This is a genomic window from Rhizobium sp. FG113 (assembly GCF_057809895.1).
Map to the genome: position 1 here is coordinate 220,688 of NZ_JBMDKV010000006.1, position 25,362 is coordinate 246,049.

Annotated in this window: 30 protein-coding genes and 2 pseudogenes; 8 read left to right on the forward strand and 24 right to left on the reverse strand. The window is 59.5% G+C overall.

The window, feature by feature from the left end; genetic code table 11:
• Positions 1–24 precede the first annotated feature (24 nt).
• From ACODTZ_RS17395 to ACODTZ_RS17435, 9 genes are all read right to left on the reverse strand, one after another.
• Positions 25–795, reverse strand: coding sequence for a glutamine amidotransferase (locus ACODTZ_RS17395; RefSeq protein WP_489026968.1), 771 nt, complete (start codon positions 793–795; stop codon positions 25–27).
• Positions 796–825: 30 nt separating this feature from the next.
• The gene (locus ACODTZ_RS17400) at positions 826–1,890 is read right to left on the reverse strand and encodes a phosphotriesterase family protein (RefSeq protein WP_489026969.1); all 1,065 of its coding nucleotides are present in this window, start codon (positions 1,888–1,890) and stop codon (positions 826–828) included.
• Between the two features lie 7 nt (positions 1,891–1,897).
• A complete protein-coding gene (locus tag ACODTZ_RS17405; protein ID WP_489026970.1) occupies positions 1,898–2,899 on the reverse strand; it encodes an ABC transporter permease in 1,002 nt (333 codons plus the stop codon).
• Complete coding sequence (locus ACODTZ_RS17410) at positions 2,896–3,714, reverse strand: ATP-binding cassette domain-containing protein (protein ID WP_489026971.1); 819 nt, start codon at positions 3,712–3,714, stop codon at positions 2,896–2,898. Before ACODTZ_RS17410 ends, ACODTZ_RS17405 begins: the two co-directional genes overlap by 4 nt.
• Positions 3,711–4,658 carry an ABC transporter substrate-binding protein gene (locus tag ACODTZ_RS17415; protein ID WP_489026972.1) on the reverse strand — a complete coding sequence of 316 codons (948 nt, stop codon included), beginning with the start codon at positions 4,656–4,658 and terminating at the stop codon, positions 3,711–3,713. Before ACODTZ_RS17415 ends, ACODTZ_RS17410 begins: the two co-directional genes overlap by 4 nt.
• 21 nt (positions 4,659–4,679) lie before the next feature.
• Positions 4,680–5,717 (reverse strand): LacI family DNA-binding transcriptional regulator, encoded by a 1,038-nt coding sequence (locus ACODTZ_RS17420; protein ID WP_489026973.1) that lies wholly within the window; start codon positions 5,715–5,717, stop codon positions 4,680–4,682.
• Complete coding sequence (locus ACODTZ_RS17425) at positions 5,677–6,024, reverse strand: hypothetical protein (RefSeq protein ID WP_489026974.1); 348 nt, start codon at positions 6,022–6,024, stop codon at positions 5,677–5,679. Before ACODTZ_RS17425 ends, ACODTZ_RS17420 begins: the two co-directional genes overlap by 41 nt.
• A gap of 194 nt (positions 6,025–6,218) precedes the next feature.
• Positions 6,219–7,220, reverse strand: coding sequence for a bifunctional transcriptional activator/DNA repair enzyme AdaA (locus ACODTZ_RS17430; RefSeq protein ID WP_489026975.1), 1,002 nt, complete (start codon positions 7,218–7,220; stop codon positions 6,219–6,221).
• Entirely contained in the window at positions 7,220–7,624 is a 405-nt protein-coding gene (locus ACODTZ_RS17435) for a YybH family protein (RefSeq protein ID WP_244763874.1), read from the reverse strand. The genes ACODTZ_RS17430 and ACODTZ_RS17435 overlap by 1 nt, the downstream gene beginning before the upstream one ends.
• Positions 7,625–7,800: 176 nt before the next feature.
• Here ACODTZ_RS17435 and ACODTZ_RS17440 point away from each other — a divergent pair, with 176 nt between their 5' ends.
• The 4 genes and pseudogenes from ACODTZ_RS17440 (at position 7,801) to ACODTZ_RS17455 (ending at position 10,072) form a co-directional block, all read left to right on the forward strand.
• On the forward strand, positions 7,801–8,313 hold the full coding sequence (locus ACODTZ_RS17440; RefSeq protein ID WP_489026976.1) for an RrF2 family transcriptional regulator: 513 nt from the start codon (positions 7,801–7,803) through the stop codon (positions 8,311–8,313).
• A gap of 11 nt (positions 8,314–8,324) precedes the next feature.
• Positions 8,325–9,077 (forward strand): SDR family oxidoreductase, encoded by a 753-nt coding sequence (locus ACODTZ_RS17445; RefSeq protein ID WP_489026977.1) that lies wholly within the window; start codon positions 8,325–8,327, stop codon positions 9,075–9,077.
• A gap of 15 nt (positions 9,078–9,092) precedes the next feature.
• Positions 9,093–9,530: pseudogene (locus ACODTZ_RS17450) on the forward strand (cupin domain-containing protein).
• 95 nt (positions 9,531–9,625) lie between these two features.
• On the forward strand, positions 9,626–10,072 hold the full coding sequence (locus tag ACODTZ_RS17455) for a carboxymuconolactone decarboxylase family protein (protein ID WP_244763870.1): 447 nt from the start codon (positions 9,626–9,628) through the stop codon (positions 10,070–10,072).
• 68 nt (positions 10,073–10,140) lie between these two features.
• Here the strand turns inward: ACODTZ_RS17455 and ACODTZ_RS17460 are convergent, their stop codons facing one another.
• Positions 10,141–11,064 carry an SDR family NAD(P)-dependent oxidoreductase gene (locus tag ACODTZ_RS17460; RefSeq protein ID WP_489026978.1) on the reverse strand — a complete coding sequence of 308 codons (924 nt, stop codon included), beginning with the start codon at positions 11,062–11,064 and terminating at the stop codon, positions 10,141–10,143.
• A 101-nt stretch (positions 11,065–11,165) separates the two neighbouring features.
• Between ACODTZ_RS17460 and ACODTZ_RS17465 the strand changes: the two genes are divergently transcribed.
• Positions 11,166–12,071: a LysR family transcriptional regulator gene (locus ACODTZ_RS17465; RefSeq protein ID WP_489026979.1), complete on the forward strand. Its 906-nt coding sequence runs from the start codon at positions 11,166–11,168 to the stop codon at positions 12,069–12,071.
• A 116-nt stretch (positions 12,072–12,187) separates the two neighbouring features.
• On the opposite strand, the gene ACODTZ_RS17470 is transcribed toward ACODTZ_RS17465, so the two are convergent.
• Entirely contained in the window at positions 12,188–12,703 is a 516-nt protein-coding gene (locus ACODTZ_RS17470) for a DUF6428 family protein (protein ID WP_489026980.1), read from the reverse strand.
• A gap of 42 nt (positions 12,704–12,745) precedes the next feature.
• Between ACODTZ_RS17470 and ACODTZ_RS17475 the strand changes: the two genes are divergently transcribed.
• Complete coding sequence (locus tag ACODTZ_RS17475; RefSeq protein WP_489026981.1) at positions 12,746–13,105, forward strand: ArsR/SmtB family transcription factor; 360 nt, start codon at positions 12,746–12,748, stop codon at positions 13,103–13,105.
• Entirely contained in the window at positions 13,062–14,300 is a 1,239-nt protein-coding gene (gene arsK, locus ACODTZ_RS17480) for an arsenite efflux MFS transporter ArsK (RefSeq protein ID WP_489026982.1), read from the forward strand. Before ACODTZ_RS17475 ends, arsK begins: the two co-directional genes overlap by 44 nt.
• Before the next feature lie 4 nt (positions 14,301–14,304).
• Here the strand turns inward: arsK and arsH are convergent, their stop codons facing one another.
• Genes arsH through ACODTZ_RS17510 form a run of 6 tightly spaced genes read right to left on the reverse strand, consistent with a single transcriptional unit; the run spans position 14,305 to position 17,820 of the window.
• Positions 14,305–15,081 (reverse strand): arsenical resistance protein ArsH, encoded by a 777-nt coding sequence (gene arsH, locus ACODTZ_RS17485; protein ID WP_489026983.1) that lies wholly within the window; start codon positions 15,079–15,081, stop codon positions 14,305–14,307.
• Positions 15,008–15,433, reverse strand: coding sequence for an arsenate reductase (glutaredoxin) (gene arsC, locus ACODTZ_RS17490; RefSeq protein ID WP_489026984.1), 426 nt, complete (start codon positions 15,431–15,433; stop codon positions 15,008–15,010). Before arsC ends, arsH begins: the two co-directional genes overlap by 74 nt.
• Positions 15,434–15,435: 2 nt before the next feature.
• Positions 15,436–16,494, reverse strand: coding sequence for an ACR3 family arsenite efflux transporter (gene arsB, locus ACODTZ_RS17495; protein WP_489026985.1), 1,059 nt, complete (start codon positions 16,492–16,494; stop codon positions 15,436–15,438).
• Positions 16,494–17,021 (reverse strand): arsenate reductase ArsC, encoded by a 528-nt coding sequence (locus ACODTZ_RS17500; RefSeq protein ID WP_489026986.1) that lies wholly within the window; start codon positions 17,019–17,021, stop codon positions 16,494–16,496. The genes arsB and ACODTZ_RS17500 overlap by 1 nt, the downstream gene beginning before the upstream one ends.
• A 14-nt stretch (positions 17,022–17,035) precedes the next feature.
• Complete coding sequence (gene arsN2, locus ACODTZ_RS17505) at positions 17,036–17,473, reverse strand: arsenic resistance N-acetyltransferase ArsN2 (RefSeq protein ID WP_489026987.1); 438 nt, start codon at positions 17,471–17,473, stop codon at positions 17,036–17,038.
• Positions 17,467–17,820, reverse strand: a complete 354-nt coding sequence (locus ACODTZ_RS17510) for an ArsR/SmtB family transcription factor (protein WP_489026988.1) — start codon at positions 17,818–17,820, stop codon at positions 17,467–17,469. Before ACODTZ_RS17510 ends, arsN2 begins: the two co-directional genes overlap by 7 nt.
• A gap of 376 nt (positions 17,821–18,196) precedes the next feature.
• On the opposite strand from ACODTZ_RS17510, the gene ACODTZ_RS17515 reads away from it, so the two are divergent.
• Positions 18,197–18,748 carry an NUDIX hydrolase gene (locus ACODTZ_RS17515; RefSeq protein WP_489026989.1) on the forward strand — a complete coding sequence of 184 codons (552 nt, stop codon included), beginning with the start codon at positions 18,197–18,199 and terminating at the stop codon, positions 18,746–18,748.
• Positions 18,749–18,925: 177 nt separating this feature from the next.
• Here ACODTZ_RS17515 and ACODTZ_RS17520 read toward each other — a convergent pair whose 3' ends face one another.
• From ACODTZ_RS17520 to ACODTZ_RS17550, 7 genes and pseudogenes are all read right to left on the reverse strand, one after another.
• Positions 18,926–19,903, reverse strand: a complete 978-nt coding sequence (locus tag ACODTZ_RS17520; protein ID WP_489026990.1) for an ABC transporter ATP-binding protein — start codon at positions 19,901–19,903, stop codon at positions 18,926–18,928.
• Between the two features lie 27 nt (positions 19,904–19,930).
• Entirely contained in the window at positions 19,931–20,083 is a 153-nt protein-coding gene (locus ACODTZ_RS17525; RefSeq protein ID WP_489026991.1) for a hypothetical protein, read from the reverse strand.
• Between the two features lie 34 nt (positions 20,084–20,117).
• Positions 20,118–20,801 (reverse strand): CBS domain-containing protein, encoded by a 684-nt coding sequence (locus ACODTZ_RS17530; RefSeq protein WP_489026992.1) that lies wholly within the window; start codon positions 20,799–20,801, stop codon positions 20,118–20,120.
• Between the two features lie 110 nt (positions 20,802–20,911).
• Positions 20,912–21,298, reverse strand: a complete 387-nt coding sequence (locus ACODTZ_RS17535; protein ID WP_489026993.1) for an EF-hand domain-containing protein — start codon at positions 21,296–21,298, stop codon at positions 20,912–20,914.
• Positions 21,299–21,818: 520 nt separating this feature from the next.
• Positions 21,819–22,322, reverse strand: a pseudogene (locus ACODTZ_RS17540) (cytochrome b).
• Positions 22,323–22,387: 65 nt separating this feature from the next.
• Positions 22,388–22,813 (reverse strand): copper resistance protein, encoded by a 426-nt coding sequence (locus ACODTZ_RS17545; RefSeq protein ID WP_489026994.1) that lies wholly within the window; start codon positions 22,811–22,813, stop codon positions 22,388–22,390.
• Positions 22,814–22,940: 127 nt separating this feature from the next.
• On the reverse strand, positions 22,941–25,361 hold the full coding sequence (locus ACODTZ_RS17550; protein WP_489026995.1) for a phosphoketolase family protein: 2,421 nt from the start codon (positions 25,359–25,361) through the stop codon (positions 22,941–22,943).
• Position 25,362: the final 1 nt, after the last annotated feature.

A 25,362-nucleotide genomic window follows, 5' to 3' on the forward strand; every position in this document is an offset into this window, starting at 1 on the left:
AGCGCGCCGGATGCCATCGACGCCTCAGCGATTGTCGCTCAGCCAGCCGAGAATGTTCTTCCAAAGACGGCCGTAGCCTTCCCATTCGCAGAAAGCGGGCGATAGCCAGTGCGGCCCGATATCGGACGTCCAGGCCGCGCTTCGTCCCCTACCGAACGTACCCGTGACGAGCAGCGGATGGCCACCCTGATCATCCGGCAGGCGGGCGATCACTTCGACATCGGGACGATCGCGCACCTCTACCTCGTTGACACCGAGCAGCACCGGCCATTCACCGTCCATGCCGGCAACCGTCGGATGGTTCGCCTTAATGATGACGGCTCCGGTGCCCTCTGGAATCTCGACGCGGTCGTCATAAGGCAAGCAAGTGACGGGCAGTACATCCTCGACGGCCGTGCGGCGCCAGCGCGCCTTGCCGTCGATGCCCTGGAACGAGAAATAGCCACCGACCATCAACAGGCCGCCGCCTTTTTCGACCCAGGCCTTAATCAGCTTCAGTCGGTTCGGCACGGTCTTGGAATGCAGCCATACGGCGGGCGGTAACAACAGCGAATTGGCACCGATATCCGACAGGATGATCACGTCGTATGTGTCGAGCCCCTCCATATCGAAGGGAAATTTCTCGACAGCCTCGTGGGCCGGCATGTAGGTCAGCTGGTACTCGCTGCCTTCGAGCGCTTTCACCAGCGGCTCGGCGCCGAGATGGAAGGTGACGCTGCCGAACTGGTCGAAGCCTTTGTAGTGGGTGGCGGAGCTGACCCAGCTCTCGCCGACGAGGAGGACTTTCTTGGTCATGGTCTTTCCATTTCTATAGTCATTTGGCGATCAGGCCTTGGCCTCGAATACCGATCTCGGATTGTCGCGCATGAGAATGTCGAGCTGTTGATCCGTCAGCCCGTGACGCTTCAGCCGTGGCAGAAAATGCTTGAGTATGTAGGCATATCCATTGCCGCCATAGCGCGTCAGCATCATCTTCAGGAAGACGTCGTGGGAGAGCAGGATGCGGTCGATGTGCCCCTGCTCCACCAGCTTGACGATGGCACGCGCCGCTTCCTCGTCGCTCGGGCACTGGACCTGCTGATCGGCGTAGAAGAAATCCATGCCGATCATGTCATATTCCAGGAAAGCGCCGCGCGAGGCGAGTTCGCCCTGATAGGCGATATCGTCGTGCGACGGGTTCATGTGGCAGAGCACGGTATGGCGAAGCTCCGCCCCCTCCTCAGCGGCGATGTCGAGCACCTTGTGCCCGAGCCTGAACCACCCCGGCAGATGCACCATCAGCGGAAGGCCGGTGCGCGCCTGCGCCCGGGCCGCTGCGCGCAACGACTTCTCCTCCTGATCCGTGAAATCCGAGGATACGCCGATCTCACCGATCAATCCGACCTTGATATCAGTCCCATCGACACCGACAGTCGCTTCCTGAACGATCTCGTCGGCGATTTGGTCGATCGTCATTCCGGCGACCTTGGCCGGATGCGACGACCCCAGATAATAGCCGGCCCCCATGATGATGTTGAGGCCCGAACGCTGCGATATGCGCTTTAGCGCTAGGGGATCGCGGCCGATACCCTGGCAGGTCGGCTCGACGACCGTATGGCCTCCGTGTGATGCAAAGTCCTTAAGCTCGATGACGGCCAACGGCTCATCATCCAGTGTGATATTGTGTTTATTGACGAAGGGATCCTGATGCAGTTCGCTGAGGATCTCCATGCAGACGAAGCTGTCGGCAAGATACTGGCGCTCCGGCGTTTTCGGCGCGTGCCACCAGCAGCGGCAGTCGTTAAGGATATGCTCGTGCATCAGCGTGATGCCGAGAGAGGAAGCGGGAATAGCTCCCGCCACCGTCATCACCTTGCCCGAGCGTACATGGGCTTGCGAGAGTTCGCTCATATCGCCCTCACTTCTTCTTTCCGCCGAAGCGGAAGTTGGTGGTGAAGATCTTGGTGTTGAGCCAGATTGCCACAAGGATGATCGCGCCCGTCACGATCTGTGTGAAGAAGGGCGAGATGTGCAGCAGGATCAACCCGTTGCCGATGACGGCGATGGTCAGTGTTCCAAGAACGGTTCCGAGAATGCTGCCGCGGCCGCCCATCAGTGACGTGCCGCCGAGCACCACGGCCGCGATGACCTGCAGTTCAAAGCCGACGGCTGCGTTCGACGAGCCGGAGCCCAGGCGGGCGGCAATCAGAAGACCAGCCAATGCGCAGGCAATGCCCGACACCATGTAGACCGAGGCCACGATCCATTTCGCCGGCATGCCGACACGGCGGGCGGCCTCGAGATTGGAGCCGACGGCCACGACCTGCCGGCCGTACTTCGTGTAGGCGATGACAACGTAGCCGATCACGGCCACCAGCACGGCGATCAGCGCCGGCACCGGAAGTCCGAGGAATTCTCCCCGGCCGAGCCAGAAGAAGCCGGGCGCATCCTTGATGGGGATAGAATAACCCTGCGTCAGCCACAGCGCGAAACCACGCAGAATGGAGAGGCCCGCGAGCGTGACGATGAAGGCCGGGATGCGCTGATAGGCCACGAACCAGCCTTGGGCAATGCCCATCAGCGCGCCGAAGGCGATCATGCTGATCACGACTGTCGGCCATGGATAGCCCATGGCCATGATGATCGCGGCTACCGCATTGACCAGCGCCACCTGCGAACCGACCGAAAGGTCGATTCCGCCGGTGATGATGACGAGCGTCATCGCCACCGCAACGACCAAGATGGGAGCCGCCTGGCGCACGACGTTTAGGATATTGCCGAGCGTCAAGAACGTGTCGGTGGTGGCGGAGAAGAACACGAGGCAGGCGAGGAAGAACGCAGTGATGGACAACACCTGCGCGTGCTCGGAAAGGAAGTCTGCGACCGGCGATCCGGCGGAACGTTCGGTATAGGCGCTCAATGCTTCTGCCCTCCGACGATAAGCTGCACGAGGTCTTGCAGGTCGGTCTTGGCAATATCGCGCTCGGCAACCTTGGTGCCTTCATACATGACGGCAATGCGATCGCAGACGCGGAAGAGATCCTGCAGGCGGTGGGTGATCAGGATAACCGAGACGCCCTTGGCCTTGACCCGGTTGATCAGGTTGAGCACGGCCTCGACTTCCGCAACGGCGAGAGCGGATGTCGGCTCATCCATGATCAGCACCTTCGGATTGAAGGACGCGGCACGCGCAATCGCGATCGCCTGCCGCTGGCCGCCCGACAGTTTTTCCACCTTGGCGCCAAGACGCGGAATGCGGATTTCGAGCGCATCGAGCATTGCGCGGGCCTCGGTCAGCATGCGAGGCCTGTCGAGGAACGGCCCCTTTGTCAGTTCCCGGCCGAGAAACAGATTGCCGACCACGTCGACATGGTCACACAGGCTGAGATCCTGGAACACCATTTCGATATTGCGGTCGCGCGCATCGGCCGGTCCGCCGAAGCGAACAGCCTCACCATCGACGGCGATCGTGCCGTCATCCGGGATATAGGTGCCGGAGATGACCTTGGTCAGCGTTGACTTGCCGGCTGCGTTATCACCAACCAGTCCCAGGCATTCGCCGGGATAGATGTCGAGATCGACGCCGCGCAGCGCCTGATGCGAGCCGAAATTCTTGCGGATGCCCTTCAATGAAATGCGGGGCTGGCGAATGCCGCTTTCGCCGGACTGCCGGGGGAGGATCTCTCCGCCCCCGGCTCCTGCGACAGCGGTTGGGTGCTGTCGGTCAGACATCATTTGAAAACAGCCCGGTAGGGTTCGACGTTCGCCTTGGTGACAATGGTGATCGGCACCGAGATCGTCTTCTCGACGGTTCCGCCGTCCGACACCTTCTTCAGGGCATCAACGGCGGCCGCACCCATGGCGGACGGATCCTGCTGGATGACGGCGGTGACATAGCCCGCGTCGATCCCGGCGATCGCCTGCGCCGTCAGATCCCAACCGAAGACCTTGACGGAAGACTGCTTGCCCTGGCTTTCGACAGCGGCAATGGCGCCCATCAAAGCCGGTTCGCCGGTGGCGTAGACGGCGGTCATGTCGGGGTTGCCAGTGATCAGGTTTTCAGCGGCGGCAAGTGCGTTGTCCTGGATATTCTGGCCATCGACAACGTCGGCGATAGTTACACCCTCGGCACCCTTGACGGTCTTTTCGAAGCCTTCCTGGCGGACGTTCTGGATGAAGGAATTCAACGCGCCGACAACGCCATACTTCACCTTGCCGCCCATGTCGCTCTTCACGTAATCGAGGAAGAACTTGCCCATGTCGGCGCCGGCCTTGGCGTTGTCTACACCGATCTGCGCCTTCTGCGGCCCCTCTGGAAGGATCGCATCGATGGCGACGACCGGGATGCCCGCCGCAGCGGCCTGCTGCACGGCCGGCATGATGCCGTTGACGTCGATGGCAACGACCGCAAGGCCATCGACCTTCTGCTGGATATAGGTCTCGATCGCGCTGTTCTGCGCGGCCGGATCGTTGTTCGCGTTGAAGATCACCAGCTTGGCGCCAGCGGCATCGGCCGCCTTCTGCGCGCCTTCGTTCATCTGGTTGAAGAACAGCGCCTGCTGGTTGATCTGGACAAGCGCAAAGGTCTTCTCAGCGGCAAATGCACTTCCGAACGAGATGCCGGCAAGGACGGTGGTTGCGAGTGCAGTCGTAAACGTCCTGCGTGTCAGAATACTCATGTCTAGTTCCTCTGGTTAGGTTCATCTTCGTTGCTTTTTATTTTTCGCCGGCGGTGCAACGGAGTTCCGCACGACGATTTCGACAGGCAGCAGTTCCTCGGAGTGCAAGCTCTCCGGCTCCTGCCAGTTTGTTTCGAGAAGCAGCGCCAGCGCCCGCTCGCCAAGCGCCCGAACGGGCTGGCGGATGGCGGTGAGCGGCGGTGCGAAAAGATGCAAGGGGCTCACGTCATCGAAGCCGATCACCGAGACCTCGCCGGGAATGGAGACGCCCTCGGCAAGCAGCACCTCGATCAAGCCAATCGCTATTTCGTCCGAACTGGCGAAGATTCCCGTTGCCTGCTTGCCCTCATCGATAAACCGGTGTGCAGCTTGCCGACCGAATTCCACCGTGAAGCTGCCTTCGTAGCGGGTCACTTCGAACGCCCCCCCCCGCTCCATAAGTGCCCGCTCCAAGCCCGAGGAGCGGCGGCGGGTACTGATCATGTCTTTCGGGCCGCCGATATAGACCACGCGTCGATGCCCGTGGTCCGCAAGATGCCGGCCAGCAAGATAACCGCCCTCCTCGTTGTCGCAAAAAAGCTTTGGCACCATGGCGCTCGGCACATCTTCGTCGACGATAACCACCTTGCCGGTCTGGTTGATCAACGCACCCAGCTCTCCGTCGTCCGGGTGATTGGTCACGAATATAAGGCCATCGACATGGTTGCGCGCAAGCGCTGTCACGTATGAGACCTCGCGGCCGGGACGGTTCAACGTTACGTGCAGCGACAGGGCAAGGCCGCGCCTATCCGCCTCTTGCTCTACGGCAGCTACGAACGTCGCGAAAAATGGATTGGCGATATCAGGCACCACAAGCCCGATCGTCTCCGAACGACCGCGACTCAGACGGCGAGCATGCGGGTTAGGCTGGTACCGAAGATCCCTTATTGCCTTCTCGATGCGCTCCTTGGTGTCGAGAGGAAGCTGAAGCGAACCATTCAAAAGCCGCGACACTGTCGTGACCGACACGCCGGCGGCTTCAGCAACGTCCTTCAGGCTTGTAGCTCGATTGCCAGACATCATTTTCCCGTGACAGCTTAATCGCCATCGTCTTGTAAAGCGCTTTACTAAACCGCTTTACAATGTCACGCTTGCTTACTGTGTCAAGCTTGAAAATTAAGCACGACGAAAAAATAGGCGACTCCTCGGTGTGGTTGTCTTCTGGTTTAGCAGAAGGGAAATTTCGCTCGTCGCGATAGTTCCACGCTCTAACAAACGGTCGCCTTGAGCGGATACGAACCAGCGACCTGCACATTTCCAAATCCTTCATCACGCTGATATCTAACGCGATGTGGCCGAACTTGAGTAAGGCGAACAGTGATTGCATGCGACATTCTCGGCGTCTGCTGCTCTGTTGGACCGATGCGAAGCTTCAAGTCGGCAGAAAAGCGCGACAGGTTTGCCAATTTCACGTGCTGGCATTTCAAGGAAACGCACAAGTTCAGCGGCTTTGACGCGGTTTTAAATATGTCAGGTGCCCCCTCGCTCACCTCTCCAACCTAGCCGCAGCTTCTTCCCTGTTCAAAAGTTCACCCTTGCGTTCCAGACCCAAGTGTAACGGAAGAAGGAGCCGTCGGTCTTTGTTACGCGATGGCAAGGGATTGCGACGGCAAGAGGATTGCTGGCGCAGGCGCTGGCGACGGCCTTGCCTCGCTTCCCGCTCCCGATCCTTCGGGCAAGCTCCTCGTAGCTCACCGTCTGGCCGGGCGGGACTTCTCGAAGTGCAAGCCAGACCCTCCGTTGAAAAGCGGTCCCTCGCAGATCAAGCGGAAGGTCGAGTCCCACCTGCGGCGCCTCCACAATTCCGACGACCCGAGCAACGATCTGCTCGTAGTCGTTGTCGCCTCCGACTAGAATGGCTCTCGAAAACCGCTCCTGCAGATCGATAAGAAGAGCGGCCGGATCGTCGCCGAGCAGTATCGCGACGACGCCATTGTCGCTCGACGCGACGAGGATCGAGCCCAGGGAGGTCTGGCCGATGGCAAACCTGATTCTTTCCCGGCGCCCACCTGCCCTGTAGTCGGCCGGGACCATGCCGAGCGCCTTGTTCGAGACGGCATAAAAGCGTCCGCTTGAGCCGTATCCCGCTTCGTAGAATGTCGACGTGATCGATTTGCCCGGCTTCAGTCCATCCCGCAAAAGCTCTGCGCGCCTTTCCTGAATATATGCGCGCGGAGTCATCCCCATGTGTTTTCGGAAAATCCGGTGGAAGTGTCCCTCGCTGATCCCGAGAGCGTGTGCGAGGGCGGACACCGAAGGCGAACTGTCTCCGGCATCAATCAGTCTACAGGCCTCCGCGACGAGATCGCTGTTTCTTCGTGCGAACTCGTCGTTGTCTGGGCGGCATCTACGGCACGGACGAAAGCCCGCAGCCTCCGCCTCCAAAACGCAAGCGAACCGGCGCATGTTCTCCGGTCGAGGAGGACGAGAAACGCAGCTTGTCCGGCAGTAGACGCCGGTGGTGACGACGCCGCGGAACGCGAGCGCTGTCGCCGTAACCGATGTTTCCGCGGCGTCCGCCATCAGGCTGGGTTCCTCTGCATCGAGCCGAACGGATTATCGATCAGGTAGCGCCAGAGGCCGTCCGATCCCCTCCGCGCGATATCGGTGGCTGTCGCGACCATGTTGATCTCGGTACCATCCCTTGCCGTTCCGACATACGACCAGTCGAGGATAAGAGACGCAACGTCGCCGGCGACGAACAGGTGGCGCTGGGTGATCGACATCTGCAGGCCGAGGCTGAAGTACTTCGCGAGCTCCTTGCCGATGGCTTCTCTGCCGACATGCGGCATTCCGGAAGCATCGACGATCATCCCTTCGGCGTCGTAGAAGCCGAGCATGGTCTCGACGTCCAGCGAATTGAGGTGGGCGAGAAGTGCGGGGACGATGCCCTCTGGCGTCGACGAGAGTTGTAGTTTGGTCGTCATTGTTGCTCCTGCAATGTGTTTCAGCTCGTTGTGAGCTTGCCGACTATGGTCAGGCACCGTCCGCCCGAAACTCCGTTTTCTGATCTCATATTCCGATTTTCCAGCAGTCATTTCGATCCCGTATTGACACCGATCTAAATCATAGACATTTTATATCCACGATTAGGAGATGCAACATGAAACTGAGCGAAGGCGTAGAACAGGCCATCCATTGCGTGGCGTTCCTGGCCGGCTTGTCTGAGGACGGCGTGCTTTCGGCGGCCGCCCTGGCGGAATTGCACGGCGTTTCGACGAGCTACCTCTTGAAGCACCTGCAGTCGCTTTCCGGCGCCGGGATCGTCGCGACGACGCCGGGCCCGAAGGGCGGCTACCGTCTGGCCAGGGCGCCGAAGGACATCAGCCTTCTCGACATCGTCCTCGCGGTCGAGGGTCCAGCGCCCGCGTTCCGATGCGCAGAGATCCGCCAGCGTGGACCGAACCCTCTTCCGCAGCGCTACTTCACCAAGCCCTGCCAGATCAACGCCGCGATGCTGAAGGCCGAGAAGGCCTATCGCGCGGAACTCGCCAAGGTGTCCGTCGCGGGCCTTCTGGCGGACCTCGGCGCAGACGACGACGGCGGCATCGCCGCTCGCGGATGCGCCTTTCTCGAACTCCACGAACGCAAGACGGGTAATCGCGCCTCGTCATAGGAGAAAGCACCATGACCAAGTTAAAGAAGGTCGTCGTCATCGGCGGGACGGGCCTGATCGGCTCGAAGGCAGTCGAGCTGCTGCAGGATGCCGGCCATGAAGCGGTCGCCGCAAGCTCCCGCAACGGCATCAATGCCTACACGAGAGAAGGACTGGAAGCCGCCCTCGCGGGCGCCGACGCCGTCATCGACGTTTCGAACATGATGTCGTTCGACAAGGACGTCATCACCGACTTCTTCGAGACGTCCAGCCGGAACTTGACGAGCGCCGAACAGGCCGCGGGCGTGCGCCATCACGTCGCCCTCTCGATCGTCAATGCCGACCAGCTTGGGGCCAATCCTTACATGGCCGGCAAGGTGGCGCAGGAAGAGGCCGTCGCGACCTCGGGCCAGGCCTATACCATCGTCCGAGCAACGCAGTTCCACGAGTTTATCGAAACCCTGACCGGCGCCTATGCAGCCGACGGCGCGGTGAAGGTGCCGGAAATCGACTTCCAGCCGATCGCGGCCAGCGACGTCGCCGCCGCTCTGGTGGAAGCCGCGCTCGGCGAACCGAAGAATGGAACCATCGATCTTGCGGGACCCGAGCGCGCATCGTTCGAATCCTTTGTCCGGGCGTATCTCGCTGCGAAGGGTGACGGCAGGAAGGTGACCGCAGACGCCGCAGTCGACTACTTCGGCGCCCCTGTCGCCAAAGGCTCACTGGTTCCTGGCGAAGAGTGCATTAAGGGCCGGATCACCATCGCTGAATGGCTGAAGGCTTGAGAGGAGCGCACGATCATGAAGACCATTCTCTATGCGGCTGCGGCACTCGCGGCGTTCCTTGCCACCGCGTCCGCTCATGACGTGAAAAAGTCCGGCCTCGCATACGACACGAAGGATGCCAAGGTGACCCTCGTCTACGAGCATCCCCTGCCCGACGTTCCCGGCAAGAGCGTCAAGGGCGTCCTCGTCGAGTATGGCCCCGGCGGCTAGAGCTCCGCCCACACGCATGCGAAGTCCGCGCTGATCTACGCCACGGTCCTTGAGGGAGCGATCCAGAGCGCCGTGAACGGTGGCGAGACGAAGACCTTTACCGCCGGCCAGAACTTCACCGAGCTGCCGGGAGACCGCCACGACGTCAGCGCCAATGCCAGCAAGATCGAACCGGCGAAGCTGCTCGCCGTCTTCGTCGTCGATACCGACGACATCGTCCTGACGACGCCGCGCAAGCCGTAGAGCGTCCCTCCGAAAACCATTCGCTAAACCACAGATCACCCGACGACGGCTTCTCCGGCGAATGGAAAGCCGCGTCCTCAAGAAAGGAAAACAAGATGTCCCGAATGAATTGGTCCGAAGTCGCCCCCGAGGGTGCCAAGGCGCTCTTCGGTGTTCACCACTATGTCACCGCCAAGACAAACCTGCCGGCCGAGCTAGTCCACCTCGTTTTCCTGCGCGTGTCGCAGATCAACGGCTGCGCCCACTGCATCGACATGCATAGCCGCGATCTGCGCAAGACGATGTCCGTCGACAAGATCACGCTGGTTCCGGTGTGGCACGAGGTGCCTCACCTGTTCAACGACCAGGAACGCGCCGCTCTCGCCTGGGCAGAGGAAGTGACCAACGTCAGCCAGACCCATGCGTCGGACGAGGCTTATGCCGCTGCCGCTGCAGCTTTCGAACCGAAGGATCTGGTCGATCTGACGATCACCATCGCTGCGATGAACGCCTTCAATCGGCTTGGTGCACCGTTCCGTCTTCCAGTGGCCGCAAAGGCTTGATCAGGCCCACAACACTCGGGAAGGAAGTAGCCTGCCGAACCGCGCAAAGGTTCTGCAGGTTGCGCCAACTACAGCGGCGATGAGACTATCCGCGTCGCCATCCCCCAGAGACGAAAAGCGTTCTCCGGGTCGACTGCGTATCGTGCCACTCCCCTGAACGGCCCGGCTCCACGCTCGTCGACGAGAGGAGCCTCCTGGCAGTCGTCGAAATATCTGCCGGAAATTCCCTCCACAAGCGGCGAGCCCGCGAGCAGCACCGACGTTGACGCCCCCTGCTCTGTCGTCTTGCGCAGATGCTCGGGCGTCCGAAGACCGCCGGTGTGCTTCTGAAGGCCGGTTGCGATCGCTCCGGGGTTGCAAGCGTTCGACGTGATGCCGTCGCCGGCCCAATTGTTCGTAATCCCCACGGCCATCAGAATGCAGGCCGTCTTCGATTGCCCATAGGCGAGCAGCGGATCGTATGGAATGAAGCGGAAGTCGGGATCGTCCCAGAACACGGGCGCAAACAGGTTGCCCGTCGACGCGATGGAAACGACGCGGGCGCCGTTCGCGCTGGCCAGATGCTTCCGTAGGCCGAGCGCAAGCGCGAAGTGACCTAGATAGTTGGTGGCGAACTGCATCTCCCGACCTTCAGAGGTCCTCTGCAGTTCCGGAATGGCCATGACACCGGCGTTGTTGACGAGGACGTGCAGGGGTTCGTCCCAGCTTTCCGTAAATTCCCTAACGGAAGAAAGATCGGAGAGATCAAGGCGACGAACGAACAGCCGAGCGGCGGGCATGGCCTGCCTCATCTCGGTGACAGCTCTCTCAGCCTCGTTCGGACGGCGGGCCGCAATCGTCACGGCCGCGCCTGCGGCGGCTAGAGCGCGGCTTGTCTCCAGCCCGATACCCGCAGCACCTCCGGTCACGATGATATTCTGCCCGGTAAGGTCGACACCTTCCAGAACGTCGGAGGCGGTCGATGAAAACCCAAATGGGATGGATGAAGTCATGGTCGTACTCCTTCAGACATTCGACTTGCCCGGAAGATAAACGCGTGGCATTCGTGAACTAGATGGCAGACGCTACACACAATGATGAGATAATTCGAACAGTGAGTTCGCTTCCGCCGGGCGAGCTTGCGGCTTTCCTTGCCGTTGCCGAGTACGGAGGGTTTCGTGCCGCCTCAAGAACGCTCGGCCAGACGCCGTCGGCACTGAGCCACGCGGTCGCCGGACTGGAGCGGCGTCTCAAGGTGAAGCTCTTTCACAGGTCCACCAGAAATGTTTCGCTGACGGAGCCGGGGCGGAGACTTGCGCAACGCCTCATGCCCGCGATCGGAGAGATAGGACTGGCAGTCGAGGAGCTGCGCGAACAGACTACATCGTTCTCCGGGCTCGTGCGGGTCAACTGCGACGCCAATGCCGCCGAGCAGGTGCTGATGCCGCTGCTGACCCGCTTTATGAAGCTTCAGCCCACGATGCGCTTTGAAATCCGGTCCGAGGGGAGGTTGGTCGACATCGCCGAAGGAGGGTTCGACTGTGGCGTCCGGGCGGCTGAACTCGTCCCCGACGAGATGGTCGCGATCCCGATCGGTCCGGATCAGCAGCACATCGTAGTAGGGTCGCCCTGCTATCTGAAGGATGCTCCGCCACTCGAGAGTCCTTCAAACCTCGCGCTTCACCAATGCGTGCAACTGCGTATGGCGGGTGGCTCGATCTATCGATGGGAGTTCCAGCGCCGCGGCGAGAATGTCGTCATGGCGACCACCGGCAATCTCGTCGTCGATCAGTCCAGACTTCTTCTGGCCGCGGCGCTGGACGGCGCCGGTCTTGCTTACGTGACGCGGTGGATGGCGGCCGACGCTCTTGCCGACGGAAAACTGCGGCAGGTGCTGGTCGACTGGACGCCACCCTACCCCGGCCTTTGCCTGTACTATCCGCGGCACCGCCATCTTGGTACGGGCATGCGCGCGTTTCTCGACTTCTTGAGACTCCAATCGTTAGACCAAACACCCTGATTCGAGCGGGATCGAACCATCGACCCATTATTGTAACGAGTGAAATCCGGTAAAACTTAGCAGCTTAATCCGCTGCGGATCAGCAAGAAGATCACGTCATCACTCAACGAGCATAGTTACGTGCAGCACCTTGATTCTCCGGTTGTCGGTGCGCAGCAGGAGGGCTTTGCGTGTTCCTCTGCCAGCCACCGATCTCTCGGCTTGCAGCTCGCTGGCCGTGCAGAGAGGCAAACCTCGAAGGTGCCGGCGACGAGCCTCGGCGCGGCCGCGCAGTAGAGGGCCATCGGCCGCTCCCCGTCGCTAACCTCGAACGTCAACTTTGCCGTTGGCTCGAGCCGGACATGCTCGGAAACTTTGCGGATGATCGCTGCGAACTTGCCGGCCGGCATGTGTGTCCGACCATCTTCGTCGATATCCCACAATTGGACGAAGATCTCCGACCAGGCTTCCGGATTGGCCCCGCAGTCGAGCGCCGAAAACCGCCCCGCCTTCACCTCGGTGACGTGGTAGCCAGGTCGGACCGAACTGCCCCCGTAATTGAAGACCAGCGGGGCATCGGGCGCCACCGCGAGCACATCGAGGAGGTGGCCGAGACTGATGTCAGTCGAAACGGTCTTGTCGATCGCGTTCATGTGCGCTATCCCTCTATCCAATAGTTCAAGGATTGTTGAAGTATGAACGAACGTCAAGCCCTTTCCTCATTTGCGGCGCTCTCTCAGGAGACGCGCCTTGCCATCGTCCGAGCGCTGGTCGTGGCCGGGCCTGAAGGATTGGCCGCAGGCGTGATCGCTGAGCGCATGGGCGTTTCCGCCACGAATGTCTCGTTCCATCTGAAGGAGCTGGAGCGGTCGGGATTGATCTCCCAGCGACGGGAATCCCGCTCAATCATCTACAGCGCCGGCTATGACGCGCTTGCCGATCTCGTCAAGTTCCTGATGGAAGACTGCTGCGCAGGTCACCCGGCGATCAGGGAGAACGTCGAGCGTGCCGATGACTGCTGCATCCCGGCCGACAAGGGTGACGTCGTTGCCTAGTTCGAAAATCTCGGCTAGGCTTGTCTCGGCTCTCGGCCTGACGCAGATCATCGGTTACGGCACGCTCTATTACAGCTTCAGCATCCTGGCGCCCGGCATGGCGGCGGATCTCGGCTTGTCGCTGGCGGAAGTGTTCGGCGTGTTCTCCGTATCCCTGTTTATCGGCGGCTTATCGGCCACCTATATCGGCAAGCAGATGGACCGGATCGGCGCGGCGACGATCATGACCATCGGCTCGGCCCTTGCTGCACTGACGCTCGCCCTATGCGCCTGGTCGCCCTCGGTCGCAGTCTTCGCGATCGGTATCATCCTGCTCGAGGTGTCGTCCGGCATGGTGCAGTATCAGGCGGCATTTGCGGCATTGGTTGAGAGCGATCCGCGCACAGCCTCCCGCAGCATCACCTATCTGACATTGATCGGCGGCTTTGCCTCGACGATCTTCTGGCCGATCTCGGCGGCGCTCACCGGCTATCTGTCCTGGCGGGAGATCTACCTCGTCTTTGCGGCGCTGAACCTGTTCCTCTGCATGCCGCTGCACTTCTGGATCCGAAGCCTCGGACAAAAGGTAGGGGACGCGACGGCCCGACCGCGCGAGACAGTCATCGGCGCGATCCCGCCGCACGCCCGGCGCCGCTCGATGGTGGTCGTCTCCTTTGCCTTCGCGCTTCTCGGCTTCACGCTCGCCGCGATCCTTGCCCATATGGTGCCGATGCTGGGATCGATCGGGTTGGGCACCGCAGCCGTTGTGATCGGCTCGCTGTTCGGCCCTGCTCAGGTCCTGAGCCGTCTGATCAACATGGTTTTTGGGAGAAACCTGTCGCCGCCCGCACTCGCCGTGCTCTCGGCCGTGCTCATCGTCTGTGGCGTCCTGATCCTGCTGATGACAGGCAACTGGCTGCCGGGTGCGGTCGCCTTCGCCATATGCCTGGGGCTCGGTTCCGGCATCAACAGCATCGCGCAGGGAAGCCTGCCGCTATATCTGTTCGGATCAGACGGATATGGTGCGATCACCGGCAAGATGGCTGCCGCCCGTCTAGCGGTCGGCGCCGGCGCGCCCTTCGTGTTTGCGGCGGCCATGGAGAATCTCGGGCTGAGCTTCGCCCTCGTCGCAAACGCATGCCTCGGGGCGATCAGCATCGCGGCATTCGTTGCGGTGGCAGCGTCCTGCCGGCAGCCTGCCACCGCGACGGTCTGATCCGTCAGATCGACTTCAGCGAAACCCGCTTCTCCAGCTCGGCCGCCTCTTCCTTCCGCTCGCTATACCGGTCCGTGAGGCAGGACGAGGCGTCGCGCGTGAGGATGGTGAACTTCACCAGTTCCTCGCAGACATCGACGACGCGATCATAGTAGGATGACGGCTTCATCCGGCCATCGGCATCGAATTCCTGAAACGCCTTCGCCACGCTGCTCTGATTGGGGATGGTGATCATCCGCATCCAGCGACCAAGGATGCGCAACTGGTTCACGGCGTTGAAGGACTGGCTGCCACCGGAAACCTCCATCACCGCCAGCGTCTTGCCCTGGGTGGGGCGGACGGAGCCGAGCGACAGCGGGATCCAGTCGATCTGCGCCTTCATGATTCCTGTCATCGCGCCGTGGCGCTCGGGGCTGATCCAGACCTGGCCTTCCGACCATTGCGTGAGGTCGCGCAGTTCCTGAACCTTGGGATGGCTGACGGGTGCCTCGTCCGGGAGCGGCAATCCAGCCGGATCGAATATCCGCACCTCGCATCCGAGGCATTCGAGCAGGCGACGGACTTCGAAGGCTAGGAGGCGGCTATACGACACCTCCCGAAGCGATCCATAGAGGATCAGGATCCTTGGCTTGTGGGTGGAGAACGCTGGCCGCAGCGATTCTGGCGCGATCGGCTGAAGATGGCCGTCATGCAAAGCGGGAAATGTCTCAAACAATGCGCTGTCCTTCCTGGTCGAAGACCTGTTCGCTGTCTTCTTTGGTGAACGGTCCTTTGAAGGCATCGACCGGCAGAATGTCGAGAACGACCTCCGAAGGGCGGGCAAGTCTGGTGCCAAGCGGCGTGACGACGAATGGTCGGTTGATCAGGATCGGGGTCGCGATCATCGCGTCCAGCAACTGATCGTCGGAGAGGTCCGGATTGTCGAGCCCAAGTTCAGCATAGGGCGTGCCCTTCTCGCGGATCGCTTCTCGAACCGTCAGTCCGGCATCTGCGATCATCGTCGAAAGCAGCTCGCGCGATGGCGGGTTCTGCAGGTATTCGATGACGGTGGGTTCAATCCCGGCGGCGCGGATCAGCGCCAGCGTGTTGCGAGACGTGCCGCAAGCAGGGTTGTGGTAGATGGTGGCGTCCATGGTCAGGGTCTTTCAATGATGGTGTTGCGGGAAACTGCGGGTGATGCCTCGTACCAATCCTTCGACCGGTTCACGATCCAGACGACCGACAGCATCACGGGCACCTCGATCAGGACGCCGACGACTGTGGCGAGTGCGGCGCCCGACTGAAAACCGAACAGGCTGATCGCGGCGGCAACCGCAAGTTCGAAGAAGTTGCTGGCACCGATGAGCGCTGACGGCCCGGCGACGCAATGGCGCTCGCCAGCTATGCGGTTCAAGAGATAGGCCAGCCCGGAGTTCAGATAGACCTGGATGAGGATAGGCACGGCCAGCAAGGCGATGACAGCCGGCTGGGCGATGATCTGCTCGCCCTGGAAGGCGAAGAGAAGCACGAGCGTGGCAAGAAGCGCGACGAGCGACATCGGTTGCAGCTTCGCAAGCAAGCGGTCGAGCGCACCCGTCGTGCCGTCGGCCGTCAGGTAGCTCCGCAGCACCTGCGCGATGATGACCGGCACGACGATATATAGCGCGACCGACAGGGCAAGCGTCGCCCACGGCACGGTGATGGCCGATAGGCCGAGTAGCATGCCGACGATCGGCGCAAAAGCGACGACCATGATCGCGTCGTTCAAGGCCACCTGCGAGAGCGTGAACAGCGGCTCACCCCGCGTCAGGTTCGACCAGACGAAGACCATGGCCGTGCAGGGTGCGGCGGCAAGAATGATAAAGCCAGCGATATAGGAGTCGATCTGGTCTGCCGGCAGATAGGGCCGAAACAGCCAGCCGACGAACAGCCATCCCAACAACGCGATCGAGAATGGCTTGATGGCCCAGTTGATGATCAACGTGACGCCGATCCCCCGCCAGTAGGAGCCAACCTGCGCCAACGACCGGAAATCAATCTTCAGCAGCATCGGAATGATCATCAGCCAGATCAAGACCGCAACCGGGATGTTGACTTTGGCAATCTCGGCGGCGCCGATGACCTGGAAGACGCCGGGCATCAGGTGGCCGAGGGCAACGCCTACGGCGATGCAGAGGAAGACCCAGATGGTCAGGTATCGTTCGAAGGTGGACATCAGGCCGACTTTCCCTGTGGCGAGGTCGAACCGTCCATTGCGCCGATCTGGCGGAGCTTGGTCTCCAGCGCCAGCCGATCGATGGACGCCAGCGGCAGGTTCAGGAATGCAAGGATCCGGTTCTTGAGGAAGCGGGCCGCCTGCGCGAAGGCACGCTGCTTGTCGATATCCAGGCCGGAGACGGCGGCAGGATCCTCGACGCCCCAGTGGGCTGTCATCGGATGGCCGATCCAGACGGGACAGGCCTCGCCCGCGGCGCTGTCGCAAACCGTGAAGATGAAATCCATGTCCGGCGCGCCAGATGCGGCAAACACGTCCCAACTCTTCGACGAGAAACCCGTCGATGGATAACCCAGTGTCTCCAATTCCCTTAGGGCGTACGGATTGACGTCGCCCTTAGGCTGGCTGCCGGCGGAGTATGCCTTGAACCGGCCGCCACCCTCCTTGTTGAGGATGGACTCGGCAAGAATTGAGCGAGCGGAATTGCCCGTGCAGAGGAAAAGCACGTTATACGTCTTATCAGTCATGGTCGTGGTCCGTGTTAGGTCGGCGGCCTGATGAGCATCATGATGGTCGCCGACGATGGGCAGATGGATGAGAGCTGTCGGGTCGCGAGCACCGCGGGAGGCACTTCGGTCCGCGACACCTCTGAAAACCCGATGCTCGAAAAGAACCGCGCTGCGCTCGTCGTAGCGAGGAACACATCGCCATCGACGTCTCGTAGCGTTGCCTCGACGATGGCTCGGCCGACCCCATGACCCCGATGAGCCGGCAGAACGACAACAGACCGCGGCAGATAATCGCCGGCGCAGCGTTCAAGGCCGGCATATCCGATCGTTTGGCCGTCGCCTGAGGCTGCTTCAAAGAAAGCGCGGCCGTCGTCTTCAATGTCATCGGTCGGGAGATCTGCGGCACGGAGCGCCTCACGGAGACGAGCGTCGCTACCGGCCACTTCGTGCAACGCGATCACGCTCAGCATGGCCTCGCCCCCGGGGCGCAGCATGGCGTCAGTGCTGCGATGAGCGGCGCGCAAAGCTCCGTCGAGCCGCCGCAGCAGTCTTTGAGTAGAAACAAGGTCAGGTCGCGCAGGCCGTCGAGGTCGGCACGGTAGATGATCGATCGGCTCTGGCGCTCGCTCTTGACCAACCCTGCACGGGACAGCGTCGCTAGATGCGCCGACATAGTGTTCTGCGGGACATCGAGGAGCCGGGCGAGTTCGCCTGCCGGAATGCCTTCCGGCTCGTGGCGGACGAGTAGACGGAACGTCTCAAGGCGGGTGTTCTGGGCCAAGGCCCCAAGGGCCGTTATCGCGCTATTAATTTCCATATATCCAGATTATTGGATATATGGAAATTGTCAATCCTCCGACTTCGGGGTTTCATTAGTATCTTGATGGGATCCGAACCGCTGACCCGAGCCTCGGAAACCTAAGGAATTGAAAACAAGTCAGCTTTGCACGCGGACCTGCTTGCGTCGTAAGGATTTGCCATGAGCAAAATCGGTGGGTAGGCGCGCCTGTGTTCGAAGCATGCTAAACCGCCTAACATGTCTTGCACCCCCTTTTTTTCACAACGCGACCCAAGATTATTGATTGCACCCGCCAATCCTGTGGATTTCGACTCTTATGCGTGCCACGAGCGAAGCCCGCGCTATGTCTCGCTATCTCAGACCACTATCATCCAGTGATCCATGGGTGATCCACATGCCGGGAAAGAAGCAGAGTAACAATATCACGAAAAAGCGACCGTCCCTTTTGGAGCAGCTCGCCGGCGAACCCGAGAAGCTCTTCTCAGGTGCGTTTCGGCAGCAATATGGCGCAGTCTGCTTTCGCTACTTAGGGGCGACTTCAAAAATCGAAGTGCTCGTTATCTCTTCCCGGGACACTGGTCGGTGGATCGTACCGAAAGGCTGGCCGATGAAAAAGAAGAAGCCCCACGAAGCGGCAGCAATCGAGGCGTGGGAGGAAGCTGGCGTCAAAGGGACTGTCCATAAGACCGCAGTCGGTCGATACACATACCTCAAGTTTCTGGAGGACGGGAATGTAGTTCCAACGATCGTCGATCTCTTTCAGATCGAGGTTACCACGCAGAAGGATGCATTTAAGGAGAAAGGGCAACGCCAGCTTGCCTGGGTGGCGCCGGATGAGGCCGCTCGGAGGGTCCGCGAGCTTGAGTTGAAATCGCTACTGGTCGATTTCAAGCCAAAGGGACGGCGTCAAGGCGTCAAAGCCATTCTCCAAAATCACATGGGTTAGAATCCCGCCCGCTCAGTTCGCCGGCTCGATAGCAGCATCATCAATTTCTAAAGCAATTGACGGCGCAAGCGGAGTCTGCGCTAGTTGCACAAGATGCACCGTCATTGCCACCGACGCCGCTTGGCCCCAATGGGCATAAGGGGAATTCCTCGGAACATCGCGCCCTGAGGTCATCCCCTAAACTTTGCTTCGTGCTCCGATGGCAGCGTCGCGAATAAGTCGATACTTGACCTGTGTTACCCTTAGATCCCGATACCAGTCGACGATTGCCCCCCAGGGATCTACGATCTTTGCCAAGCCAGAAACGAATGCCACGACCGTGCCAATCTCGGTTTTTCCGGTCACGACATAGTAACCGCCAAGAACGAAAATGCCGACGTAGCCAAGCTGCGCCATCAGATTCATGAGAAAATTCATAGCGTACTTAAAGCGGAAGATGCCCATGTTCGCTGTAAAGACAGCCATGATGCGGAAGGATTGGGGATCGCTCTCGTCCTGCCCTTCTATCGAGTGAACCATGTCTTCGCTAACCTCGCGCATTATTGCAATCTTGCTTTCTACTCTCCGATTAATGACCGCTTGAAGAAGGGGCACGAACAACAACTGAGGCGCGAAGGTCGCGGCAACTGCCAGCATCATCAGAGGCTGTAGATAGATGAGATACCCGCCAATCGTCGTTAGTATGCCGATTTGCAGCAACGGCTCCGAGATGCTGGTACCCACAAAGCTTCCAACCGGCTCCGCCTCTGCAAGGACGATAGATAGCTCGACACCTTCCAGCATCGTTTCAGCAGGCGGCGTTTCGGCTTTGCTAAGCACTAGCGTGCGGAGCCACAAGGTCGCTACTTCGCCAAGCCAGCCGCGATAGAGATTGAGGAAGAATTTTGTTCCCCCTTCAAAAACCACCACTGCCAGATAAACTGAGACGAGAATGAGCAAGGATTCATAGGCGGCGCCCTCAGTCGCCGCATTCACAATCCGGCGTTGCAGCTCCAGTGGAACTGCACCGATGAGAAAGAGAATAAACGAGAGCGCTGCGACAGCTACCTGATGAGCCCTTCCGGTGGCCCAGACGAAGCCAAAAAGCCCATCCGGTAGCGGGCTTGTCGTGCGGAGTTTCACGCCGCTCGGCAACAGACGTTGAATCAGCTGCATTGGTGGGTACGTTGCATCCATGGCAGCTCACGGTGCTCCCAGATAGTGCTCGACAACAGATCGACTTTCGTTGCTGCTCGGCGCGCGAACAAGCAACACGCCCATGACAGCTACCACCATCAGGACCAAAACGATGAGGAATGCCCGGGAAATGATGATATCTGCAATCGATTTGAGCATCCCAACCGCCCTTCGGTATGAGCCAATCTGACCGTCAAGGCTTCGGACGACTGAACATATGATAAGCAACGGAGATGTTGTTCACCACGACTGTTACTCCTCTGACACTTTCGGCAGCAACCCGAGCGGCATCGCGCTCGCGCTGGCTCTCAAGCACGCCGCATAAGGTCACCTTTCCATCGGAAACGGTCGCCGTGACCATAGTTGGCGAAATTTCCAGTTCAGTTTCAAGTCGGCTGCGCACAGCGACGACGAGTGCATCATCTCCCGCCGCGGCGCAGTCAACGGGACTGTCGACAAGCGTCCGCATGAGGTCACATCGGCTGATAATTCCCTCGATCAGACCCCTCTCCACCACGGGGAGATGCTTGATGTTGTGGGCCTGGAGAAGTTCGGCAAGCTGGGCGATGGTTGCGGTTGGCGTCGCGCTAACAACGGGTGAGCTCATAACGTCGTGGATCCGCCAGCTTCGAGCTTTGATGTAATCCGCAAGCGCGTCTTCTCGATCGCGCGAATGCGGGACGGTATGCCGCATCCATGACGAAGCAATCCGGCGTAACAGATCTCCCTCCGTTACTATTCCCGTCAGCCGGCCGCTATCATCGACGACAGGAAGCGCGCCAATTCTGGTTTCGTTGATCAGATTGACCGCCTGCCTAACGGTAGCCGTTTCATTAATCGTCGTCACAGGGCTCGTCATAATGTCCTTGGCCAACATGTCACGTCTCCTTCGCTATATCGGTTATTAGAAGCGAGGTTCTGCTGACACGCTTTGACGCGGATCAAATGAAGCGAAACGCTTGCTTGGCCGCTAACAGGCAGCCAATCCTATCGTCGCCAAAACGCCTGCATTTCCTGCAAGGTGACTTTATGATCATTGTTTTGATCAACCTGCTCGAAGATGCGCTTATGAATTGCGGTTACCTCTTCGAATGAAAGCCCACCGTCGCCATTCGTATCGCCAATCGCGAACATGAGCTGCATCATCGGCCCAGTCGCCCCGCAAGACGATATTTCCATTATCGTCGGCGCCATCATGCCCTGCCCCATCGTTTCGGAAGCGCCTAATTCGGTGCCTGGCATCATATCGCTGTGTGAACTGGACTGCGCCTTCTCAGCAGATGGCGGTCTCGACTGTGCATGGCCCGAGCTTGCTCCCGAAAGGGCGAGCGTTGCCGTTATCGAAATTGCAATCAGCCTCTTGAGCGGTATCATATCTGTGCTCCTTGATTGACCTTGCAAATTGAGCGGTCTCCGCATCAGCTTTGCAGTTGCTCGCCGACTTCGGGTCTAGGGGTTGCACACCCGCAGAGATTATGGATGGACGAGCGAGCGGGCCGAGGCCACGACTCTGTCTGCTGTCGCTTGGGCGGTCGGCCTCATACGCTCCGTCCAACATGACGTGGAATGCATTTTCTCATGCGGCAATCTCAAGCTCTTGATGAGTTGCCGAGCTTCCTTGTGAGTGAGCAGGATCGCCGTCGCGCCAACGTCTGCGGGCAGACCGCTGTCTAAATCGACAACACTAAAAAGACCGTCCGGTCCGGGGACGCACTCGTATCTAATGAGAGTCGTGGATGTCATCGGCGCACCTCACGTTCGGTGTGCTGCCCTGCCCTAAGCCGGTTCAGCCATCCGAGGCTACCACCCGATAGCCGCTCGACATTGCGCTGGATCAAATTGGTGCATTAAAATCACAGCAGTTCGCACGAGAGTAAGTAGGCTGGATCAGCATTCACCATGACATTCGACGAAGAACGTTGGTTTTCCAATAGAAATGATGCACGAGAGCGCCGAGCACATGCGCCGCAAGAAAAAGCCCACAGAGCTGCCTTGAGTATCTCCGCGTGGATTTCTCCGAGGCCGTCGTAACCCAGGTAGTAGGCCGCTATCCCAGTCACAGGTAGGGCAATCAAAAGACAATAGAGAACAGCATGTGCTAGTTTCCTGCCACTGCGATGATGGCCGGTTCCGCAGGTGGAGACGCAGGAGCCCCCTGCATAAGCCGGAGCGCCAGACGAAGACAGACCAATAGAAGAATGGCCACACCAACATAGGCATGAACATTAGCGGATGCCACCTGCTGCGCTGTAGCTGATCCCGTGCGCTTAAAGCTTCGGTGCCATTCATTCATACCGTCGGGAAACAGTAAATTGAAAAATACGAGCAGCGCTGTAAGCCAGTGCAGTACACGTTGTGGCACGGAATAGGATATCGGGCTGCTGGCCGTGTTATGCATGATTGCGCGTCTCCTGGATGTTGATGTCAAGCACGAGCTCGACATCAACGATGTCGCGGGTTTCGTTACTCAATAACTGTAAGAACCGTATGCATTCCGGCTTCGTAGTGTCCTTTGATATTGCAGAGCAAGAGATATGATCCGGGGACAAGCTTTGTTTCCAGCTGCCCATCCGCGCCCGGCTTGAGTTCGGAGACCTCGCCAAGGCTCTTCAATTTCTTTTCGTCGATCCGGTGCTTTCCCGCCACGACGGGGATCTTTTGGTCAGCCGACTTTAGCTTGACGAGCACCATTTCATGCTCTTCGCCAATCGCGTCGTTATGCACTTCAATTTTGATATCGCCTGCTTTGATTGTCGACTGATCGAGCGTGACAGTCATTGGACCGCCGCCTTCGCCGCTTTCCACCACTTTAACTGTTGTCGCGGCCCAAGCAGGACTTGCTAGACAGCCGAGCAAGACCGCGAAAATTGCCTTTTTACCAGATGTCATGTCTCTTCCCTTCCTCCTGGGTTGATCGGGCAAAGAGTGGATAAACAGACACACTGACGCGATCCTGAACGAAGCGGATACCTTGTATCGGATGAGGCCCGGCTGATCGGCCAAGTTGTTACCCGCCTTAATCTATTTGACCAATCGCAGACCCTAACTCGCGTCGATTCTCCCTGCTCCAACGCCAGCCCAGTATCTCGGGCATGTCCTCCCCGTATTCGCGAACGTGAGCCCGGTGCTTGATGAGCCTTTCGTGCAAATCAGCGACTGTGTCAGGGTGTTTCTCAGCAAGGCCAGGCACGCGCGCGATGGCCTCAAGGGCCAAATGGAACCTGTCCAGTTCGTTCAATACAGCCATGTCGAACGGCGTTGTCGTCGTACCTTCCTCAACAAAGCCTCGTACATGGAAATTTCGATGGTTCGAGCGGCGATACGTCAGTCGATGTATCAGATAAGGATAGCCGTGATAGGCGAAGATGACCGGTTTGTCGGATGTGAAGATGGTGTCGAAACACTGATCGGAGAGACCGTGAGGGTGCTGCCCGGGGTCCTGCAGAGCAAGTAGGTCGACGACGTTCACGGTTCTGACCTTCAGGTGCGGTATTGCCTCGTGCAACAACATGACGGCCGCGAGAGTCTCCATCGTCGGCACGTCGCCTGCACAGGCCATGACAACGTCCGGCGCAATTGTATCGTCTTCAAAACTCGCCCACTCCCAGACGCCGATGCCTGCCTCACAGTGGCTCGCCGCCTCCTCCATACTTAGAAATTGTGGTTCCGGATGCTTTCCCGCAACGATTACGTTGATGCGGTCATAGGTTTTCAGGCAATGATCGCCGACCCAAAGAAGCGTGTTGGCGTCCGGCGGGAGATAGATACGGACGATGTCGGCCTTCTTGTTGGCGACCAGATCGATGAAGCCTGGGTCCTGGTGGGAGAAACCGTTGTGGTCCTGCCGCCAGACATGCGACGTGAGAAGATAGTTCAGCGATGATATCGGCTCGCGCCAGGCGATCCCTCGCGATACTTTGAGCCACTTGGCGTGTTGGTTGAACATCGAGTCAACGATGTGGATGAACGCTTCGTAGCAGGAGAAAAGACCATGCCGGCCGGTAAGCAGGTAGCCTTCCAGCCAGCCTTGGCAAAGATGCTCGCTTAGGACCTCCATAACCCTGCCGTCGGATGCCAGATTGACGTCAAAGTCCTCTATCCCCTGCATCCAGACACGGTCGGTCGCTTCAAACACCGCACCCAGTCGATTGGATTCGGTCTCGTCCGGACCGAAGATCCGGAAGTTATTCGCGTTGGCATTCAGTTTCACGATGTCACGCAGATAGCGCCCCAGGATTTCCGTCGACTGCACCTGCGGAGCACCACGGTCGCCAACCTGGACTGCGTGGTCGTGGATGTCCGGAAGCATGAGTTCTTGTCGCATCCGGCCGCCGTTTGCATACGGCGTCGCCCCCATGCGTCTATCACCAACTGGCGCCAACGCCTTGAGTTCGGGCTTGAGGCGCCCACCGGCATCAAACAGATCGTCAGGCTGATAACTGAGCATCCAATCCTCGAGGATCCTCCGGTGTCCCTCATCGCCTCTGCAATTTGAAACCGGCACTTGATGAGCGCGCCAGAAGCCCTCGACCTTCTTTCCGTCGACTTCCTTGGGTCCGGTCCAACCCTTCGGACTGCGAAGCACGATCATCGGCCACCTGGGCATGCTGGTCGGCGCGGAGGAACCTCTCGCCGCTCTTTGCAGGGATTCGATAATGTCAAATGTCCGGTCGAACGCAGCCGCCATTTGTCGGTGCATGTCCGTGGGCTCGTGTCCTTCGACGAAGATTGGCTCGTAGCCATATCCCCTGAACAGGCTACGAAGATCATCGTCGTTCATCCGCGACAAGATGGTCGGATTGGCGATCTTGTAGCCATTGAGGTGAAGGATCGGCAGAACCGCGCCGTCGCGTGCTGGATTGAGAAACTTCGTTGAGTGCCAAGCTGCTGCCAGTGCTCCCGTCTCTGCCTCTCCATCGCCCACCACGCAGGCCACTAAGAGATCGGGATTATCAAACGCGGCACCAAAGGCATGGACAAGCGCGTAGCCGAGTTCACCGCCCTCGTGAATGGAGCCGGGCGTTTCCGGCGCGACGTGACTTGGAATCCCGCCAGGAAATGAGAACTGTCGGAAGAGTATGCGCATACCGTCGGCATCCTCCGGGATTTCAGGGTAGATCTCGCTGTAGGTTCCTTCGAGATAGGTATTTGCGACCATCCCCGGCCCGCCATGACCCGGACCACAGACGTAGAGAACATCTCGGTCACGCGTTTTGATCATGCGGTTGAGATGCGCGTAGATGAAATTGAGCCCGGGCGTCGTGCCCCAATGGCCGAGAAGACGTGGCTTGATGTGCTCCGGCAGAAGCGGCTCACGCAACAGGGGATTGTCCATCAGGTAGATCTGGCCAACCGAGAGATAGTTGGCGGCGCGCCAATAACGGTCGATCAGTTCAATTTCGTCGTCCGTGAGTTCAGGATTTGAACGTTCTGCCATG

Bases quoted from the DNA above. Each gene is read 5' to 3' on its own strand.
- ACODTZ_RS17395 (WP_489026968.1), bottom strand. From the start codon at position 795: ATGACCAAGAAAGTCCTCCTCGTCGGCGAGAGCTGGGTCAGCTCCGCC.
- ACODTZ_RS17400 (WP_489026969.1), bottom strand. From the start codon at position 1,890: ATGAGCGAACTCTCGCAAGCCCATGTACGCTCGGGCAAGGTGATGACG.
- ACODTZ_RS17410 (WP_489026971.1), bottom strand. From the start codon at position 3,714: ATGATGTCTGACCGACAGCACCCAACCGCTGTCGCAGGAGCCGGGGGC.
- ACODTZ_RS17415 (WP_489026972.1), bottom strand. From the start codon at position 4,658: ATGAGTATTCTGACACGCAGGACGTTTACGACTGCACTCGCAACCACC.
- ACODTZ_RS17420 (WP_489026973.1), bottom strand. From the start codon at position 5,717: ATGTCTGGCAATCGAGCTACAAGCCTGAAGGACGTTGCTGAAGCCGCC.
- ACODTZ_RS17425 (WP_489026974.1), bottom strand. From the start codon at position 6,024: ATGCAATCACTGTTCGCCTTACTCAAGTTCGGCCACATCGCGTTAGAT.
- ACODTZ_RS17430 (WP_489026975.1), bottom strand. From the start codon at position 7,220: ATGGCGGACGCCGCGGAAACATCGGTTACGGCGACAGCGCTCGCGTTC.
- ACODTZ_RS17435 (WP_244763874.1), bottom strand. From the start codon at position 7,624: ATGACGACCAAACTACAACTCTCGTCGACGCCAGAGGGCATCGTCCCC.
- ACODTZ_RS17440 (WP_489026976.1), top strand. From the start codon at position 7,801: ATGAAACTGAGCGAAGGCGTAGAACAGGCCATCCATTGCGTGGCGTTC.
- ACODTZ_RS17445 (WP_489026977.1), top strand. From the start codon at position 8,325: ATGACCAAGTTAAAGAAGGTCGTCGTCATCGGCGGGACGGGCCTGATC.
- ACODTZ_RS17455 (WP_244763870.1), top strand. From the start codon at position 9,626: ATGTCCCGAATGAATTGGTCCGAAGTCGCCCCCGAGGGTGCCAAGGCG.
- ACODTZ_RS17460 (WP_489026978.1), bottom strand. From the start codon at position 11,064: ATGACTTCATCCATCCCATTTGGGTTTTCATCGACCGCCTCCGACGTT.
- ACODTZ_RS17470 (WP_489026980.1), bottom strand. From the start codon at position 12,703: ATGAACGCGATCGACAAGACCGTTTCGACTGACATCAGTCTCGGCCAC.
- ACODTZ_RS17475 (WP_489026981.1), top strand. From the start codon at position 12,746: ATGAACGAACGTCAAGCCCTTTCCTCATTTGCGGCGCTCTCTCAGGAG.
- arsK (WP_489026982.1), top strand. From the start codon at position 13,062: ATGACTGCTGCATCCCGGCCGACAAGGGTGACGTCGTTGCCTAGTTCG.
- arsH (WP_489026983.1), bottom strand. From the start codon at position 15,081: ATGCCTTCAAAGGACCGTTCACCAAAGAAGACAGCGAACAGGTCTTCG.
- arsC (WP_489026984.1), bottom strand. From the start codon at position 15,433: ATGGACGCCACCATCTACCACAACCCTGCTTGCGGCACGTCTCGCAAC.
- arsB (WP_489026985.1), bottom strand. From the start codon at position 16,494: ATGTCCACCTTCGAACGATACCTGACCATCTGGGTCTTCCTCTGCATC.
- ACODTZ_RS17500 (WP_489026986.1), bottom strand. From the start codon at position 17,021: ATGACTGATAAGACGTATAACGTGCTTTTCCTCTGCACGGGCAATTCC.
- arsN2 (WP_489026987.1), bottom strand. From the start codon at position 17,473: ATGCTGAGCGTGATCGCGTTGCACGAAGTGGCCGGTAGCGACGCTCGT.
- ACODTZ_RS17510 (WP_489026988.1), bottom strand. From the start codon at position 17,820: ATGGAAATTAATAGCGCGATAACGGCCCTTGGGGCCTTGGCCCAGAAC.
- ACODTZ_RS17515 (WP_489026989.1), top strand. From the start codon at position 18,197: ATGCCGGGAAAGAAGCAGAGTAACAATATCACGAAAAAGCGACCGTCC.
- ACODTZ_RS17520 (WP_489026990.1), bottom strand. From the start codon at position 19,903: ATGCAGCTGATTCAACGTCTGTTGCCGAGCGGCGTGAAACTCCGCACG.
- ACODTZ_RS17525 (WP_489026991.1), bottom strand. From the start codon at position 20,083: ATGCTCAAATCGATTGCAGATATCATCATTTCCCGGGCATTCCTCATC.
- ACODTZ_RS17530 (WP_489026992.1), bottom strand. From the start codon at position 20,801: ATGTTGGCCAAGGACATTATGACGAGCCCTGTGACGACGATTAATGAA.
- ACODTZ_RS17535 (WP_489026993.1), bottom strand. From the start codon at position 21,298: ATGATACCGCTCAAGAGGCTGATTGCAATTTCGATAACGGCAACGCTC.
- ACODTZ_RS17545 (WP_489026994.1), bottom strand. From the start codon at position 22,813: ATGACATCTGGTAAAAAGGCAATTTTCGCGGTCTTGCTCGGCTGTCTA.
- ACODTZ_RS17550 (WP_489026995.1), bottom strand. From the start codon at position 25,361: ATGGCAGAACGTTCAAATCCTGAACTCACGGACGACGAAATTGAACTG.